Genomic DNA, 15,257 nt, shown 5'->3' on the forward strand with positions numbered 1-15,257 from the left:
GGGATGGGTGAGGTCTGGCGGGCCACGGACGAGGTACTCGGCCGGTCCGTCGCCGTGAAGCTGCTGCTCGGCGAACACGCCGACGAGTCGGCGACCGCGCGGTTCCGGCTCGAGGCCCAGACCGCCGCCCGGCTGAGCCACCCGCATCTGGTGGCCGTGTTCGACTTCGGTTCCTGGGAGGACCGGCTCTTCCTGGTGATGGAGCTCGTCGAGGGCAGGAGCCTGTCCGACCTGCTCCTGTCGCAGGAGCGGCTGGGCCCGGAACAGGTCGCCCGGATCGCCGGCCAGGCGGCCGCCGGACTCGCGGCGGCCCATCGGCAGGGCATCGTCCACCGGGACATCAAGCCCGGGAACCTGATGCTGGACGCCGAAGGATCCGTCAAGATCGGCGACTTCGGCATCGCCCAGTTCGTCGACGACCCCTCGGCCGCCCTCACCACGACGGGTCACATCGTCGGCACGAGCCTCTATCTCGCTCCGGAACGGGCCCTCGGCCACACCGCGGGCGCCGCCTCGGACATGTACTCACTCGGTTGTGTCGTCTACCAACTGCTGCTCGGCCAGCCGCCGTTCCGCTCGGACACCCCGACCGCGACCCTGTACCAGCACGTGGACACGCCTCCCGTGCCGCTGCGGCAGCGCGGCGTCGACATGTCCGCCGCCTTCGATTCGTACCTGCTGGGTCTGCTCGCCAAGCAGCCGGAGGACCGGCCCACCGCACAGCAGGTCGCCGACTGGTTCCACAGCGAGGCCTGGCGGGGGCGGCCGGAACCGCTGCCGCGGCACCGGCCCGCTCCCCCGCAGGGACCGCCCGCACCCGTCCCCGGGTCCGGAACGGATTCGGGCGCCCCGACGACCTACCGGCTGCCCCAGGCGGCCGGACACGGCAGGCGCGCCGCGGCCCGTCCCCAGAACGTCCGGCGACGGCGCAGCGCCCGCGAGGCCATCAGACGCAGACCCCGGGTGGCCAGCGCCATCGCGGGCACGATCGCCTTCCTCGCAGCCGTGTATCTGGGGATGAGCCTGTTCTCCCCGGAGTCCAGTTCGGCCACCACCCCGGACGGCAGCCCGACGACGAGCGGACCGCAGTCCCCCGCGCCCGGCCGTTAGGAGTGTCCGCGCGGTGTCGTCGTCCGCCCGGACGGCCGGGCCCGGACGAGACTTCGCGGACACGACCGTGGGGGCCCGCCCGGGACAACGGCGGCCCGCTCCCGTTCTCCGGGCCCCCTGTCACTCCCCGTCGGCGAGCCAGCTGCGGGCGGCGCCCAGCAGTGCCCGTACGCCCAGCTCGATCGTCGGGTCCTGAAGCGGTGCGTACAGCGGCGAGTGGTTCATGGGAAGGTCCGCCGGCAGCCCGCGCGTGGCGAGCACAGCCGGGTCGAGGCCCTCGAAGGCGGCCGGATCGGCGCCGCCGAAGTGCCAGAACACCGACGGCGCGCCGAGTTCGCTGCCGAACAGGCCGAAGTCCTCGCTGCCGTTGACCGGCTGCGGCAGGACCATCACCGCCTGCTCGCCGAGGACGACGCGCAGGGCCTCGATCGTCGTCTCGGTGGCACCCGCGCTGTTCACGGTGAGGGGGAAGGCGTTCAGAGGCGTGATCTCCGGTTCCTTGGGCGCATCGGACGCCACCGCCTCGGCATGGACGATCCGGTGCACCGCGGCCAGGACCTTCTCGCGTACGACAGGGTCCACGGAGCGAATGTTGATCTTCAGCTCCGCCTCGTCCGGAATGATGTTCTCCTTCGTGCCGGCGTGGATCGAGCCCACCGTCACCACAGCCGCCTGCGAGGCGCCGACCTCGCGCGAGACGACCGTCTGGAGGCGGAGCACCACGGCCGCCGCCATCACCACCGGGTCCACCGTCGACTCGGGCGACGAGCCGTGTCCGCCGCGGCCGAACAGACGGACCCGGTAGCTGTCGGACGCTGCCATCAGCGGCCCGGGTCGGGTCACCGCGACGCCCGTCGGGAACGGGCCGACGTGCTGGCCGAGGCAGATGTCCGGCTTCGGGAAGCGCTCCGCGAAGCGGTCGTCGAGCATGCCGCGCGCGCCCTCGGCCGTCTCCTCGGCGGGCTGGAACACGGCGACGACGGTGCCGCGCCAGGTGCCCCGCTGCCGCGCGAGCAGCGCGGTGACGCCCAGCAGACAGGTCACGTGCATGTCGTGACCGCAGGCGTGCATCACCGGCACATCGTTGCCGTCGCGATCGGTGGCGCGGTCCACGGACGCGTACGGCAGGCCCGTCGTCTCCAGGACGGGCAGGCCGTCCATGTCGGCCCGCAGCAGCACGGTCGGCCCGTCGCCGTTGCGCAGCACGCCGACGACTCCGGTGCCGCCGACGCCTTCGGTGACCTCCCAGCCGGGCTGCGCGCGGAGCCGGGCCGCGGCGACAGCTGCCGTGCGGGTCTCCTGGAGCGAGAGTTCGGGGTGGGCGTGCAGGTCCCGGTAGAGCTCGCGCAGGCCGGGCAGCAGCGCGTCGAGGCCGTCGTCGGGAGGGGTGGAGGCGGTGGTCATGTCAGCTCGCTTTCTGCGGGACGGGAGGCGGAGGATGCGGCGGTGGGGTCCGGCAGCCGCAGTGCCCGGTGGAAGGAGGCGGAGTCCTGCGGGGTGAAGACCGCGACCACTCCGGCCAGTACGGCACCGAGGACCAGGAAACCGAAGGCGGCGCCGAAGCCCAGCCGGTCCGCGAGCAGGCCCATCGCGGTCGGCGCGATCACGCCGGCGAGCTGACCCCCGAAGGTGATGAGCCCGGCGCCCGCGCCGGTGAGTCCGGGCGGCAGACTGCGCAGCGGAACCGCGTAGACCGGCATGTACGACAGGGAGGCGGAGCCGACGGCCACGGTCATCCACAGAATGAACACGGCCGTGCCGGACGCGGTCGCCATCAGGATCAGGGCGACGGCGGCCACGCTCATCGAGGGCACCACGATTCTGCGCTGGTTCCCCTGGAGCCGGTCCGCGAGCCGCCCTCCGGTGATCACGGCCGCGGCCGCCGCGGCCGCGGGGATGACGGCGAGCGCTCCGGCCGAGGTCAACGAGATGCCCCGCTCCTGGCTCAGGTAGGACGGCACCCATGTGTTCAGGCCCCACACGATGATGTCGTAACCGAAGAACATCGCGGCGAAACCCCACATGGCGGGCGAACGCAGCACGGCTCCGGCCCCGCCGCCGAAGGGCCGGACGCGGTGGCCGGCGTCCTGCGGGCCGGCGTCCTGCGCGATCGGCTCGGGCAGCCACAGCCGGACCGCCGCGTAGACGAACACGCCGATGCCGGCCACCGTGAAGAACGCGGAGCGCCAGCCGAACTGCATGATCAGCGGGGCGGCCACCAGAGGCGCGAGCACCGCGCCCATCGCGTTCGCGGACTGGACGACACCGTTGGCACCCATCCGCTGCCCCGGGGTGGTCCGCTCGGTGATCGCCTTCATCGAGGCACCGGGGAAGATCCCCTCCGCGGCCCCGAAGAGGAACCGCACCACCAGCAGGATCGCGAACGACCCGGCGAATCCGGTCAGCGCGGTGAACGCCGACCAGAGCAGCAACGCCCAGCAGGTCACCCGCCGGGCGCCGTACCGGTCGGCGAGCATTCCGCCAGGTATCTGACAGACCGCGTACGCGAGGAAGAACGCCGAGACGGCCAAGCCCTGCTGTGCGCGGCTGAGGTCGAACTCCTCGCCGATCGAGGGAAGCGCGAGATTGATGACGAGCCGGTCGACGTAGTCGATCAGCCAGGCGCCGAAGAGCAGCGCGACGGTGATCCTCGCGCCACGGTCAAGGCGCTCTCTGCTGCGGTCCGGGGACGATGGAGCCACGGGCACTCCTTCCAGGGTGGCGTGCGATGGTGGTGGTGCGGCTCGGAAGTGGGGACAGACTCCGGCCGCCGCACGAAATGAGGCCCGAATTGCAGGAAACAGGCAGAGGACCGACATCGGATCCGGATTCCGCCACCACGCTCGAAGGGATCACGGCCTTCGAGGAGACGGATCTCGCGCTCGTCGACGCCCTGCAGACCGATCCGCGCGCCCCCTGGTCCCGCATCGGACCGGCGGTCGGCGTCGACGCCACCACCGCGGCCCGCCGCTGGGCACGCCTGGAGCGGGCGGGCCTGGCCTGGGTGACCGCCTACGCGGGGCCCGCCACCGCGACCGTCGGCTACGTGGAGCTCGGCTGCCGGCCGCGCCGCCTCACCGAGCTGAGCGAGCGGACCGCTGCGCTGCCGTGGGTGGCCAGCGTCGAGCACGTGGTCGGCGACTGCGACCTGTTCCTGACCGTCGTCGCGCCCGACCTGGCCGCGCTCGGCCGCCGCATCGGCACCGACCTCGGGATGCTGCCGGGCGTGCGGTCCACCCGCACCCGGCTGGGTCTGCGGATCTACCAGGAGGGCAGCGGATGGAAGGTGCGGGCCCTCGAACCGGCGCGGCGCGCCCGGCTCGCCGCACCGCACTCGGCCGGCGGTCCTTCCGCACACGCGCCGCGCGCGGAGATCGACCGCCGGCTCCTGGACGCGCTCGGCGCGGACGGCCGTGCCGGCTGGGCCGAACTCGCCGCGCACACCGGGCTGAGCGAGTCCACGGTGCGCCGCCGCCTCACCCGCGAGCTGCGTGACCGGGACATTCTGGTGCGCTGCGACCTCGCCCAGGAAGCGGCCGGATGGCCGGGCATCGCCACGTACCGGGCCGTTGTGCCGCACGGTGAACTCGACGCCACCGGGAAGGCGTTGGCACGGTTGCCGCAGGTCCGGCTGTGCGCGTCCGTGACCGGCTCGTGCAACCTGCTCTTCTCGATATGGCTGCGCGACCTGGACGGGATCACGGCCCTGGAGGCGCTGCTGGACGCGCGGTTTCCCCGGCTGACCGTCCAGGACCGCACCGTCACCCTGCACACCGCCAAGCGCATGGGCCGCCTCCTCGGGGAGGACGGGCGCGCGGTGGGGCACGTGGCGCTGGGGTTCTGAGTGCGTCTCGTCAGCGAGTCGTCGACGGTGCGACAGCGGGCGGCCGACGGCAGCGCCGGGAGTCCCCCGACCGGGCAGAGACCGAACCTCGGGGAGCGGACCGGACCCCCCGGGCCCGGTCCGCCACCGACAGGCCCCCGGGTTGAGCAGGGTCCGTCACCAGCGGTCGTGGACCGCCGCCCGGATCCTGCGGTCGTACAGGCCGCGCACCGCGTCGAGCGTGCTCCGCGGCAGCGGCTCCAGCGCCGCCGCGGCCGCGTTGGCCCGGGCCTGCTCCACCGAGCGGGCCCCGGGGATGACGCTGGTGACACCGGGCTGCTGAATGATCCAGCGCAGTGCCGTCTGCGCGGGTGTCGCCCCCTCGGGAGCGAGTCCGGCGAACTCGGCCGCCGCCTCCAGCCCGGTTCCGTACTCGATCCCCGAGAAGGTCTCGCCCTGGTCGAACGCCTCCCCGTGCCGGTTGTACGCACGGTGGTCCTCGGGTGCGAAGACGGTGTCCGCGGTGTACTTGCCGGACAGCAGCCCGGAGGCGAGCGGCACCCGCGCGATGATGCCGACGCCGGCCGCGCGAGCGGCGGGCAGGACCTCGTCCAGCGGCTTGAGGCGGAACGGGTTGAGGATGATCTGCACGCTCGCGACACCGGGGCGGGCGATGGCCGTCAGCGCCTCGGCACACGTTTCGACGCTCACCCCGTAGGCCGCGATCCGCTGCTCGGCGACGAGCGTGTCCAGGGCGTCGTAGACCTCGTCGCGGGAGTAGACGGGCGTGGGCGGGCAGTGCAGCTGCACGAGGTCGAGGGTGTCGACCCCGAGGTTGGCGCGTGAGCGGTCGTTCCAGGCACGGAAGTTGTCCAGGACGTAGTTCTCCGGCACCTGGTCGGCGCGCCGGCCCATCTTGGTCGCGACCAGGACGCCCGCGTCGGGGCGCTCCTTCAGATAGCGGCCGATCAGCTGTTCACTGCGTCCGTCCCCGTACACGTCCGCGGTGTCGAAGAAGGTGACGCCCGCTCCGACGGCGGCGTCGAGGACGTCGAAGGCATCGGCCTCGCGCACCTCGCCCCAGTCGCCGCCGAGCTGCCATGTGCCCTGCCCTACGACCGAAACGTTCCGTCCGGTCCTGCCCAGTTCTCGCTGCTCCATGGCGATCATGCTACGTCCGCCGGGTGGCCGGTCCGGAGCGGCGCCGCAGCCGCCCGGAGAACCGGGGCGGGCCACCTCGTTCCCCGCCCCGGCCGGCGGTCAGCCGGCGGGCTGACCGAGTGCGGTGAGCCGGCCGGCCTCGTCGTCGGTGAGCCGCAGGGCACCCGCGGCCACGTTGGCCTCCAGGTGCGCGGGGTTGCCCGTGCCCGGGATGGCCAGGACGTGCGGGCCCCTGCGAAGCGTCCAGGCGAGCCTGACCTGGGCGGGAGAGGCGTCGTGGGCCCGGGCGATGTCGAGCAGCACCTCGTGCTCCGCGGTGAGGTCCGCACCGGCCTCGCGGCCGCCGGCCGCGATGGCGTAGAACGGCACGAAGGCGATGCCGAGTTCACCGCAGGTACGAAGGACGTCCTCGCAGTCACCACGCCGTTCGCCTATGCCGTACCTGTTCTGCACGCAGACGACGGGCGCGATGGCACGGGCCTCGGCGAGCTGGTCCGGCCGGACGTTGGAGAGACCCAGGTGGCGGACGAGGCCCTCCTTCCGCAGCTCGGCCAGGGCACCGAACTGTTCGCCGATCGGGGCGGGTCCGTTCGCCCTCAGGTTCACCACGTCGAGGTGGTCCAGGCCCAGCTGACGGATGTTCTCCTGGACCTGTCCGCGCAGTTGCTCGGGGCGCGCCCACTCCTGCCAGTCACCGGAGGGGCCGCGTCCGGGGCCTACCTTGGTGGTGATGACCAGGTCGTCGCCGTACGGAGCCAGTGCCCGGTTGATCAGCTCGTTGGCTGAACGCAGGGGCGAGAAGTAGAAGGCCGCCGTGTCGATGTGATTCACGCCGAGCTCAATGGCGCGGCGCAGCACGGAAATCGCCCGGTTCCGGTCGTGCGGGCCGCGGTCGTCACTGAACGCGGCACCGTTCTGCGTCAGGCGCATGGCGCCGAAACCGATCCGGTTGACGGTCAGATCGCCGAGCTGCCAGGTACCGGCAGCCGCTGCGTCGGGAGTTTCCAGCGTCAAGGGTGATGCCTTCCATGAAACGGGTGAGCCGATGTGCACAAAGTGATGACACGCCAGAAAGCTTGCTTAATTTACAACTTCATGATATCTTTGCGCCAACGCGTCTGTCGCTAACTCCACTTGGTGCGCATGCAGGATAGATCCACGCCATCATCCTGTCCAGCCCCCTCCGGGCCCGCCCCCCTCGACAGCCCCTCTCGGACCGTTCGCCACCGCCCCCTTCCTGTGGGCCGGCTGTGCGATCGCACCATGACGACTTGACCAGACTTGCCAAGCCCTCCCCGTACGCCCGCAGTTCGTTGACGGGGTCATGCCCACGTGTGAGTGTTCGGTCGCCCGATCACGGACACCACCTGGGCGGACGCCCCGTACCGACGGCAGGGACGGTACGTCTCCCCACGCCGCTGCCCGTGACCGAGCTCCCCACGAACCGAGGAGCCTCGATGAAACGCAGACCGATGACGGCCGGGACAACCCTGGCCGTCCTCGCCGGAATGCTGGTTGCCACGAGTGGCCAGTCAGCTTCCGCGGAACCGTCGCCGCCGCCCACCCCGAGCGCGCTGTCGACCGCCGTGTCCGCCGCCGACCGGGCGGCGGCCAGTGGTCTCGACGCCCTGGCCAAGGGGCCGGACGAGCGGTACGAGCGGCAGATGGTGACCCCCTGGGTCAACGGGCTCTACTCCGTCGCCTACGAACGCACCTACCGCGGCCTGCCGGTCGTCGGCGGCGACGCCGTCGTGGTGGCCGACGCCGAGGGACGCGTCCGCGGATCCCAGTCGGCGGTCTCCCGGCGCATCAACGTGCCGGTCGCCGCGACCGTCTCCGCGAAGACCGCCGAGGCCACCTCACGCGGGGAACTGCGCACGGTGGAGCGGGTCGAAAGCCACCGGCTGGTCGTCCGGGCCACCGGCGCGAAGTCCCGGCTGGCCTGGGAGACCGTGCTCACCGGCCGGACCGCGAAGGCGCCGAGCCGACTGCACGTCTTCGTCGACGCGGGCACCGGCAAGGTGCTCGACAGCTACGACGACGTCAAGGCCGGAACGGGCAACAGCCAGTGGAACGGCCCCTCCCCACTGTCCATCAACACCACCTCCTCCGGCGGCAGTTACTCACTGCGCGACCCGGCCCGTCCCGGGCTGAGCTGCGCCGACTACAGCACCGGGAGCGTCTTCACCAAGTCGAGCGACTCCTGGGGAACCGGCAGCGCCTCCAGCAAGGAGACCGGCTGCGTCGACGTGATGTGGGCCGCCCAGCACGAATGGGACATGCTGCGCGACTGGCTGGGCCGCAACGGACACGACGGGAACGGCCGCAGCTGGCCGGTCAAGGTCGGCCTCAACGACGTGAACGCCTACTGGGACGGATCCACCGTCTCCATCGGCCACAACAACGCCAACCAGTGGATCGCTGCCATGGACGTCGTGGGCCATGAGTTCGGCCACGGCATCGACCAGTACACCCCCGGCGGCGCCAACAACGAGTCCGGTCTCGGTGAGGCCACCGGCGACATCATGGGAGCGCTGACCGAGGCGTACACCAATGAGCCCGCGCCGTACGACGACCCGGACTACACCGTCGGCGAGAAGATCAACCTGGTGGGCAACGGACCGATCCGGATCATGTACAACCCGGGACAGATCGGCGACCCGAACTGCTACAGCTCCTCCATACCCAGCACGGAGGAGCACGCGGCGGCCGGCCCCCTGAACCACTGGTTCTATCTGCTGGCCGAGGGCTCGAACCCCGGCGGCGGCAAGCCGTCCAGTCCCACGTGCAACAGCTCCTCGGTCACCGGTGTGGGCATCCAGAGCGCCGGCAAGGTCTTCTACGGCGGCATGCTGCTCAAGACCAGCGGCATGACGTACAAGCGCTACCGCACCGCGACACTGACCTCGGCCAAGGCCCTCGACGCCACCTGTGTGCTGTTCAACCGCGCGAAGGCGGCCTGGGACGCGGTGAGCGTCCCCGCCCAGAGCGGCGACCCGACGTGTGCCCCGAGCGGAAACAACGACTTCTCCCTGTCGCTCGACCCCGCCTCCGGCTCGGTGAAGCAGGGCGGTTCGGTGACGGCCACGGTCAGGACCACCGTGTCCTCCGGCAGCGCGCAGACGGTGAACCTGTCGGCGACCGGACAGCCGAGCGGTGTCACCGTCTCGTTCAGCCCGTCCTCGGTCCAGTCCGGCGCGACGTCGGCCATGACCGTGTCGGCCACATCGGCCGCGGCGCCCGGTACGTACACGCTCACCGTGAAGGGCGCGGGCACACAGGAACACACCGCGCAGTACACCCTGACCATCGGTGACGGCGGGAATCCGGGCGGCACGGCCCCCGACATCAGCGTCGCCAACGTGCAGGCGCACCTGACCCAGCTCAACACCATCGCCACGCAGAACGGCGGCAACCGCAGGGCCGGCAGCAGCGGTTACACCGCCTCGCTCGCCTATGTGAAGGGCAAGCTCCAGGCGGCCGGCTACACCGTCAGCGAGCAGACCTGCACCACCTGCACCTACCGCGGGAACAACCTGATCGCGGACTGGCCGGGCGGTCCCGCCGACCGGACCGTGATGTTCGGCGCCCACCTCGACGGCGTGGCCGCCGGGCCCGGGATCAACGACAACGGTTCCGGCTCCGCCACGCTGCTGGAGAACGCGCTCGCCCTGGCCCAGCAGAACCCGACGATGACCAAGCATGTGCGCTTCGCCTGGTGGAACGGCGAGGAGCAGGGCCTGGAGGGCTCCGAGTACTACGTCGGCCAGCTCTCCGCGGCCCAGCGGTCGGCCATCGGCGCGTACTACAACTTCGACATGGTCGCCTCCACCAACGGCGGATACTTCATCAACAACCTCAACTCCACGGCCTCGGCGCCGATGAAGGAGTACTGGACGTCCCTCGGCCTCGCCCCGGAGGAGAACGTCGAGGGCCAGGGCCGCTCCGACGACTACTCGTTCCAGCAGGGCGGCATCGCCACCTCGGGGTACGCCACCGGGGCCAGTGACACCAAGTCGTCCGCTCAGGCGGCCAAGTGGGGCGGTTCCGCGGGCCGTTCGTACGATCCGTGCTACCACCAGGCGTGCGACACGACGGCGAACATCAACGCGACCGCGCTCAACCGCAGCGCGGACGGGGTCGCCTACACGCTGTGGAAGACGGCCGTCGGCACCACGGCACCGGCCGACGACTTCTCCATCTCGGTGAACCCGGTGTCCGGCAGCGTCCAGCCGGGCGCCTCCGTCACCGCGGCCGTGTCCACGGCCACCACCACCGGTTCCGCGCAGACGGTGCGGCTCACGGCCTCCGGTGCGCCGAGCGGGGTCACCGTCTCGTTCGCCCCGTCCTCCGTGCAGTCGGGCTCGTCGTCCACGATGACCGTCTCGGCCGGAACGCAGGTCACCGCGGGTACGTACACCCTGACTGTGACCGGTACGGGTACCGCGACCCACACCACCACGTACTCGCTGGTCGTCGGTGGCGGCGGAACCTGCCAGGCGCGGCAGGTCGTCGCCAACGGCGGTTTCGAGAACGGCACCACGCCATGGACCCAGTCGGACGCGATCATCAACAACCGGACCTCCGAGAAGCCCGCACACAGCGGTTCGTACCAGGCGTGGTTCGGCGGCTGGGGCAGTACCCACAGCGACACGGCCACGCAGTCTGTGACCGTTCCGGCGGGCTGCTCGACGTACCGGCTGTCGTTCTATCTGAGCACCGACACCGACGAGTCGGCGGGTGACCCGACCGCCTACGACACGTTCACCGTGAAACTGGGCTCCCGGACCCTCGCGACGTACTCGAATCTCGACGCGAGCAACGGCTACGTGCAGCAGTCCTTCGACGTCGGCTCCGCCGCGGGACAGACGGTGACGCTGGGGTTCACCAGTAAGGAGGACGCCTACCTGCAGACCAGCTTCGTCGTGGACGACGTGGCGCTGAACGTGAGCTGATCCGGATACACGGCAACCGGGGCGGGGCGTGATCCACACGCCCCGCCCCTGCGTGTCAGCGGACCACCGCCGCCAGCCTGCGGACGAAGTCGTCGGTCTCCGGGCGGCGGCCCCGGGCCGCCAGCCGCGTGTGGAGTCCGCGGAGTTCCTGGCCCAGCAGCGTCGACGGATTGATCTCGGTGGTGTCCAGGACCGGGTCCGCCACGGATTGCGCCGCCGCCGGGTCACCGGCGCACGCGTGGGCGTCGGCCATCCGGGCCAGGAACAGCATCCGCGCCGAATGCATGCCGGGCGGCAGCAGCCCGAGCGCGGTGCGGGCCGCCCCGACGGCGCGGAGCGCGAAGCGGCGGTCACCGGTGGCCGCGGCGAGATCGCGCAGCGCGCCGGCCGCACCCGACTCCACCCGCAGGCGCACGGAGGCGACGGAGAGCCAGGGCGCCTCCGTCTCGTCGCGCTCGCCGGCGCGGTCCATCTGCGACCAGGCCCGGTCGATGTGCCTGAGCGTCCCGGCGGCGTCGCCGCGGACCGCGTGGCCGCGCGCCTGGTAGAGGTCGCTCAAGGCGCCCGCCCAGTGCCGGCCCGCGGCGGCCTCGCCGATCGCCCCGCCGTAGACGAGTGCCGACGGACCGTCACCCTCCAGCCGGGCCAGGGTGCTCATGTCGCCGAGTGCCGCGACCTGGGTCCCGACACGGCCGGCGATGGCTGCCCACTGCAGCGAGCGGTCGAGCCAGGCCATCGCGGTCCCGTTGCGACCCCACAACAGCCGCAGACAGCCCGCCGACTGCGCGTACTCGGCTGCCAGCGGGGCCAGTTGGGCCTGGTACGACGCGGCGGGAAGCGCCATCCACCGGAGCATGGCGTGCAGCGTGCCCTCGACGACGACGGTCGCCCCCGGCCAGGCCCGTTCCTCGTCGGCGCGCAGACAGACCGCGAGCAGGGCGGTGAGCGCGTGCACGGTATCGCTGTCGAGGACGGGGCGTGACCGTGCGTCGGGGCCGAGCGCGCAGAAGGCGGCGTGCAGCGCGATGACGTCCGCGAGGACCGGGACCGTGCAGCCGTCGCGGCCGTGCAGCGGGCAGACGAGTCCGTAGGCGGGCAGGCTCGCGGGCAGGACGGTACCCGGCGGCAGCATCGCGAGCAGCGCCCCGCCGGCGGGCTCCCCGGGCAGCGGGCCGCTCCGCACGGGGGCCGGTGCACCCGGCACGCCGCCCACCCGCTCCTGCTCCTCGGCCGCCTCGCAGGCGGTCACCAACTCGCCCTGAGCCATCAGCAGTTCATCGAGGCGCCTGGCCAGTGGCAACGGCGTCCGCCGGCTGCCGTGCTCCAGTCTGCTGATGGCGGTGTGGTCGTACCCGACCCGGGCACCCACCTGGGCCTGGGTGAGCCCGGCCCGCCTGCGCCACCGGCGTAACCGGGATCCGAACGACCGCCACGCCTCCGCGGTACGGGCGCCCGCCGGTACCGGACCCATGGCCTCGTTCACCCGGGACCCCGTCGCGCCTGGTCAGCGGCGCCAGGCGTGCCACGCTCACGGCTCATGCCCGGAGGATAGCGAGCAGCCGGGCCCGCTGTCCCGCAGGTGTCGACAAGATGTCCGGTAACAGGCGCAGCGGTTGCCTGCCCACACCGCTACCGTCCCCTTCTCCGGGCGCCCCGCCGCCGTCGAGCCCACGAGAGCAACGACAGCCCGGCCCATGCATGTTGAGCATGCCCGCAACATCATCATCTGAATCCACGACCCATCAGAATCCGCACCACGACGATCTCAAGGCGTAGGCAATCAGGGCAATCGTGAGATACCTGTCGTCAATTCTTGTTCCCAACAGGGCTGGAACAAGCGGCTGTTGCACACCTATTGACGTGTGGGGACGCAAGGGAGAAGTATCCGATCGGCCGGAGAGAGCGCTCTCTCCGGCTTCGTGTCGTGCACCCGCTACCGCGACTCAGGAGACAAGCCCCCATGTACACACCCCCCTTGTTCCGCAGACCCGCTCCCTCGACCGGAAGAAGACGCACCGGTGTACTGACCGCCGTCGCCGGCCTCGTCGTCTCGCTGCTCGCCTTCACGCCGTCCACCTCCGCCAGTGCGGCGCCCTCGCTTCTCTCGCAGGGCAGAACGGTCACCACCTCCAGCCAGGAGAACGGCGGCACCCCCGCCACCGCCGCCGTCGACGGCGACAACGGGACCCGCTGGTCCAGTGCGTTCTCCGACCCTCAGTGGATCAAGGTCGACCTGGGCTCCACCGCCTCGGTCAGCCAGATCGCGCTGAAGTGGGAGACCGCCTACGCCAAGAGCTACCGGATCGAGTTCTCCACGGACGACAGCACCTGGAGCACCGCCTACTCGACCACCACGAGCCCCGGTGGCACCGAGACGCTCAACGTCTCCGGAAACGCTCGCTATGTCCGGCTGACCGGCACCACCAGGGCCACCCAGTACGGGTACTCGCTCTGGGAGTTCCAGGTGTTCGGCACGACCGGTGGCGGGGGCGGCCCCCAGATCCCGGGCGGCGGCGACCTCGGCCCGAACGTCCTGGTCTTCGACCCGTCGACGCCGAACATCCAGGCCAAGGTCGACGAGATCTTCAAGCAGCAGGAGTCGGCGCAGTTCGGCACCGGCCGCTACGCGCTGATGTTCAAGCCGGGCACGTACAACAACATCAACGCCCAGATCGGCTTCTACACCCAGATCGCCGGCCTCGGGCTCAAGCCGGACGACACCACGTTCAACGGTGACGTGACCGTCGACGCGGGCTGGTTCAACGGCAACGCCACCCAGAACTTCTGGCGTTCGGCCGAGAACCTCGCGCTCAACCCGGTGAACGGCACGGACCGCTGGGCGGTCTCCCAGGCCGCGCCCTTCCGCCGCATGCACGTCAAGGGCGGACTGAACCTCGCGCCGAACGGATACGGCTGGGCGAGCGGCGGGTACATCGCCGACAGCAAGATCGACGGCCAGGTCGGCCCGTACTCGCAGCAGCAGTGGTACACCCGCGACAGCTCGATCGGCAGCTGGGGCAACGGCGTCTGGAACATGACGTTCTCCGGCGTCGAGGGCGCACCCGCCCAGAGCTTCCCGAACCCCCCGTACACCACGCTGGAGAACACCCCGGTCTCCCGCGAGAAGCCGTTCCTCTACCTGGACGGCAACAACTACAAGGTCTTCGTGCCCGCCAAGCGCACCAACGCACGCGGCGTCTCGTGGGCCAACGGCACGCCGCAGGGCGAGTCCATCCCGCTGAGCCAGTTCTACGTGGTCAAGCCGGGTGCCTCGGCCGCCACCATCAACGCGGCGGTACAGCAGGGCCTGCATCTGCTGTTCACACCCGGGATCTACCACGTCGACCAGGCGATCAACATCGACCGCGCCAACACGGTCGTGCTGGGTCTCGGTCTCGCGACGATCATCCCGGACAACGGGGTCACCGCCATCAAGGTCGGTGACGTGGACGGTGTGAAGCTCGCCGGACTCCTCGTCGACGCCGGACCGCAGAACTCGCAGGTGCTCGTTCAGGTCGGCCCCGACGGCGCCTCCGCCGACCACGCGGCGAACCCGACCACCGTCCAGGACGTGTTCGTGCGCGTCGGCGGCGCGGGCGCGGGCAAGGCCACCACCGGCATGGTCGTCAACAGCGACGACACGATCATCGACCACACCTGGCTGTGGCGCGCCGACCACGGCGACGGCGTCGGCTGGGAGACCAACCGGGCCGACTACGGCCTCCAGGTCAACGGCGACGACGTCCTCGCCACGGGCCTGTTCGTGGAGCACTTCAACAAGTACGACGTCCGCTGGTCCGGCGAGCGGGGGAAGACGATCTTCTTCCAGAACGAGAAGGCGTACGACGCCCCGAACCAGGCCGCCATCCAGAACGGCGGCACCAAGGGCTACGCGGCCTACAAGGTCGACGACTCCGTCACCACCCACGAAGGCTGGGGCCTGGGCAGCTACTGCTACTTCAACGTCGACCCGACCATCCGCCAGGACCACGGCTTCCAGGCACCGGTGAAGCCCGGCGTGAAGTTCCACGACCTGCTCGTCGTCTCCCTCGGCGGCCAGGGCCAGTACGAACACGTCATCAACAACACCGGATCACCCACATCCGGCACCTCGACCATCCCCTCGAACGTGGTGTCCTTCCCCTGACACCGCGCATGGGGTGATCCGACCGTCCCGCGGGGCCCGGCAGTCGCTGCCGGGCCCCGCG

General features: G+C 71.1%; 9 protein-coding genes. 4 read left to right on the forward strand and 5 right to left on the reverse strand.

What is annotated here, in order from left to right:
• Positions 1–3 precede the first annotated feature (3 nt).
• On the forward strand, positions 4–1,110 hold the full coding sequence (locus ACIQMX_RS23780) for a serine/threonine-protein kinase (RefSeq protein WP_402480889.1): 1,107 nt from the start codon (positions 4–6) through the stop codon (positions 1,108–1,110).
• 120 nt (positions 1,111–1,230) lie between these two features.
• Here the strand turns inward: ACIQMX_RS23780 and ACIQMX_RS23785 are convergent, their stop codons facing one another.
• Both ACIQMX_RS23785 and ACIQMX_RS23790 read right to left on the reverse strand, forming a co-directional pair.
• Positions 1,231–2,514: an amidohydrolase gene (locus tag ACIQMX_RS23785; RefSeq protein WP_402480891.1), complete on the reverse strand. Its 1,284-nt coding sequence runs from the start codon at positions 2,512–2,514 to the stop codon at positions 1,231–1,233.
• A complete protein-coding gene (locus ACIQMX_RS23790) occupies positions 2,511–3,812 on the reverse strand; it encodes an MFS transporter (RefSeq protein ID WP_402480893.1) in 1,302 nt (433 codons plus the stop codon). Before ACIQMX_RS23790 ends, ACIQMX_RS23785 begins: the two co-directional genes overlap by 4 nt.
• Positions 3,813–3,901: 89 nt before the next feature.
• On the opposite strand from ACIQMX_RS23790, the gene ACIQMX_RS23795 reads away from it, so the two are divergent.
• The gene (locus tag ACIQMX_RS23795) at positions 3,902–4,954 is read left to right on the forward strand and encodes an Lrp/AsnC family transcriptional regulator (protein ID WP_402480896.1); all 1,053 of its coding nucleotides are present in this window, start codon (positions 3,902–3,904) and stop codon (positions 4,952–4,954) included.
• Between the two features lie 156 nt (positions 4,955–5,110).
• Here ACIQMX_RS23795 and ACIQMX_RS23800 read toward each other — a convergent pair whose 3' ends face one another.
• Both ACIQMX_RS23800 and ACIQMX_RS23805 read right to left on the reverse strand, forming a co-directional pair.
• Positions 5,111–6,103, reverse strand: a complete 993-nt coding sequence (locus ACIQMX_RS23800; RefSeq protein WP_402480899.1) for an aldo/keto reductase — start codon at positions 6,101–6,103, stop codon at positions 5,111–5,113.
• 90 nt (positions 6,104–6,193) lie between these two features.
• Positions 6,194–7,108, reverse strand: a complete 915-nt coding sequence (locus ACIQMX_RS23805) for an aldo/keto reductase (RefSeq protein WP_402480901.1) — start codon at positions 7,106–7,108, stop codon at positions 6,194–6,196.
• A gap of 458 nt (positions 7,109–7,566) precedes the next feature.
• Here ACIQMX_RS23805 and ACIQMX_RS23810 point away from each other — a divergent pair, with 458 nt between their 5' ends.
• Positions 7,567–11,049 (forward strand): M28 family peptidase, encoded by a 3,483-nt coding sequence (locus ACIQMX_RS23810; protein ID WP_402481404.1) that lies wholly within the window; start codon positions 7,567–7,569, stop codon positions 11,047–11,049.
• A gap of 55 nt (positions 11,050–11,104) precedes the next feature.
• On the opposite strand, the gene ACIQMX_RS23815 is transcribed toward ACIQMX_RS23810, so the two are convergent.
• On the reverse strand, positions 11,105–12,520 hold the full coding sequence (locus tag ACIQMX_RS23815) for a helix-turn-helix domain-containing protein (RefSeq protein WP_402480904.1): 1,416 nt from the start codon (positions 12,518–12,520) through the stop codon (positions 11,105–11,107).
• Between the two features lie 489 nt (positions 12,521–13,009).
• Between ACIQMX_RS23815 and ACIQMX_RS23820 the strand changes: the two genes are divergently transcribed.
• Positions 13,010–15,196, forward strand: a complete 2,187-nt coding sequence (locus ACIQMX_RS23820) for a discoidin domain-containing protein (RefSeq protein WP_402480906.1) — start codon at positions 13,010–13,012, stop codon at positions 15,194–15,196.
• The last annotated feature ends 61 nt before the right edge of the window (positions 15,197–15,257 follow it).

This window comes from Streptomyces sp. NPDC091416, from assembly GCF_044756845.1.
Classification (GTDB): Bacteria; Actinomycetota; Actinomycetes; order Streptomycetales; family Streptomycetaceae; genus Streptomyces.

Coding starts and splice junctions, on each gene's coding strand:
- ACIQMX_RS23780 (WP_402480889.1), top strand. CDS start 4: ATGGGTGAGGTCTGGCGGGCCACGGACGAGGTACTCGGCCGGTCCGTC.
- ACIQMX_RS23785 (WP_402480891.1), bottom strand. CDS start 2,514: ATGACCACCGCCTCCACCCCTCCCGACGACGGCCTCGACGCGCTGCTG.
- ACIQMX_RS23800 (WP_402480899.1), bottom strand. CDS start 6,103: ATGATCGCCATGGAGCAGCGAGAACTGGGCAGGACCGGACGGAACGTT.
- ACIQMX_RS23810 (WP_402481404.1), top strand. CDS start 7,567: ATGACGGCCGGGACAACCCTGGCCGTCCTCGCCGGAATGCTGGTTGCC.
- ACIQMX_RS23815 (WP_402480904.1), bottom strand. CDS start 12,520: ATGGGTCCGGTACCGGCGGGCGCCCGTACCGCGGAGGCGTGGCGGTCG.
- ACIQMX_RS23820 (WP_402480906.1), top strand. CDS start 13,010: ATGTACACACCCCCCTTGTTCCGCAGACCCGCTCCCTCGACCGGAAGA.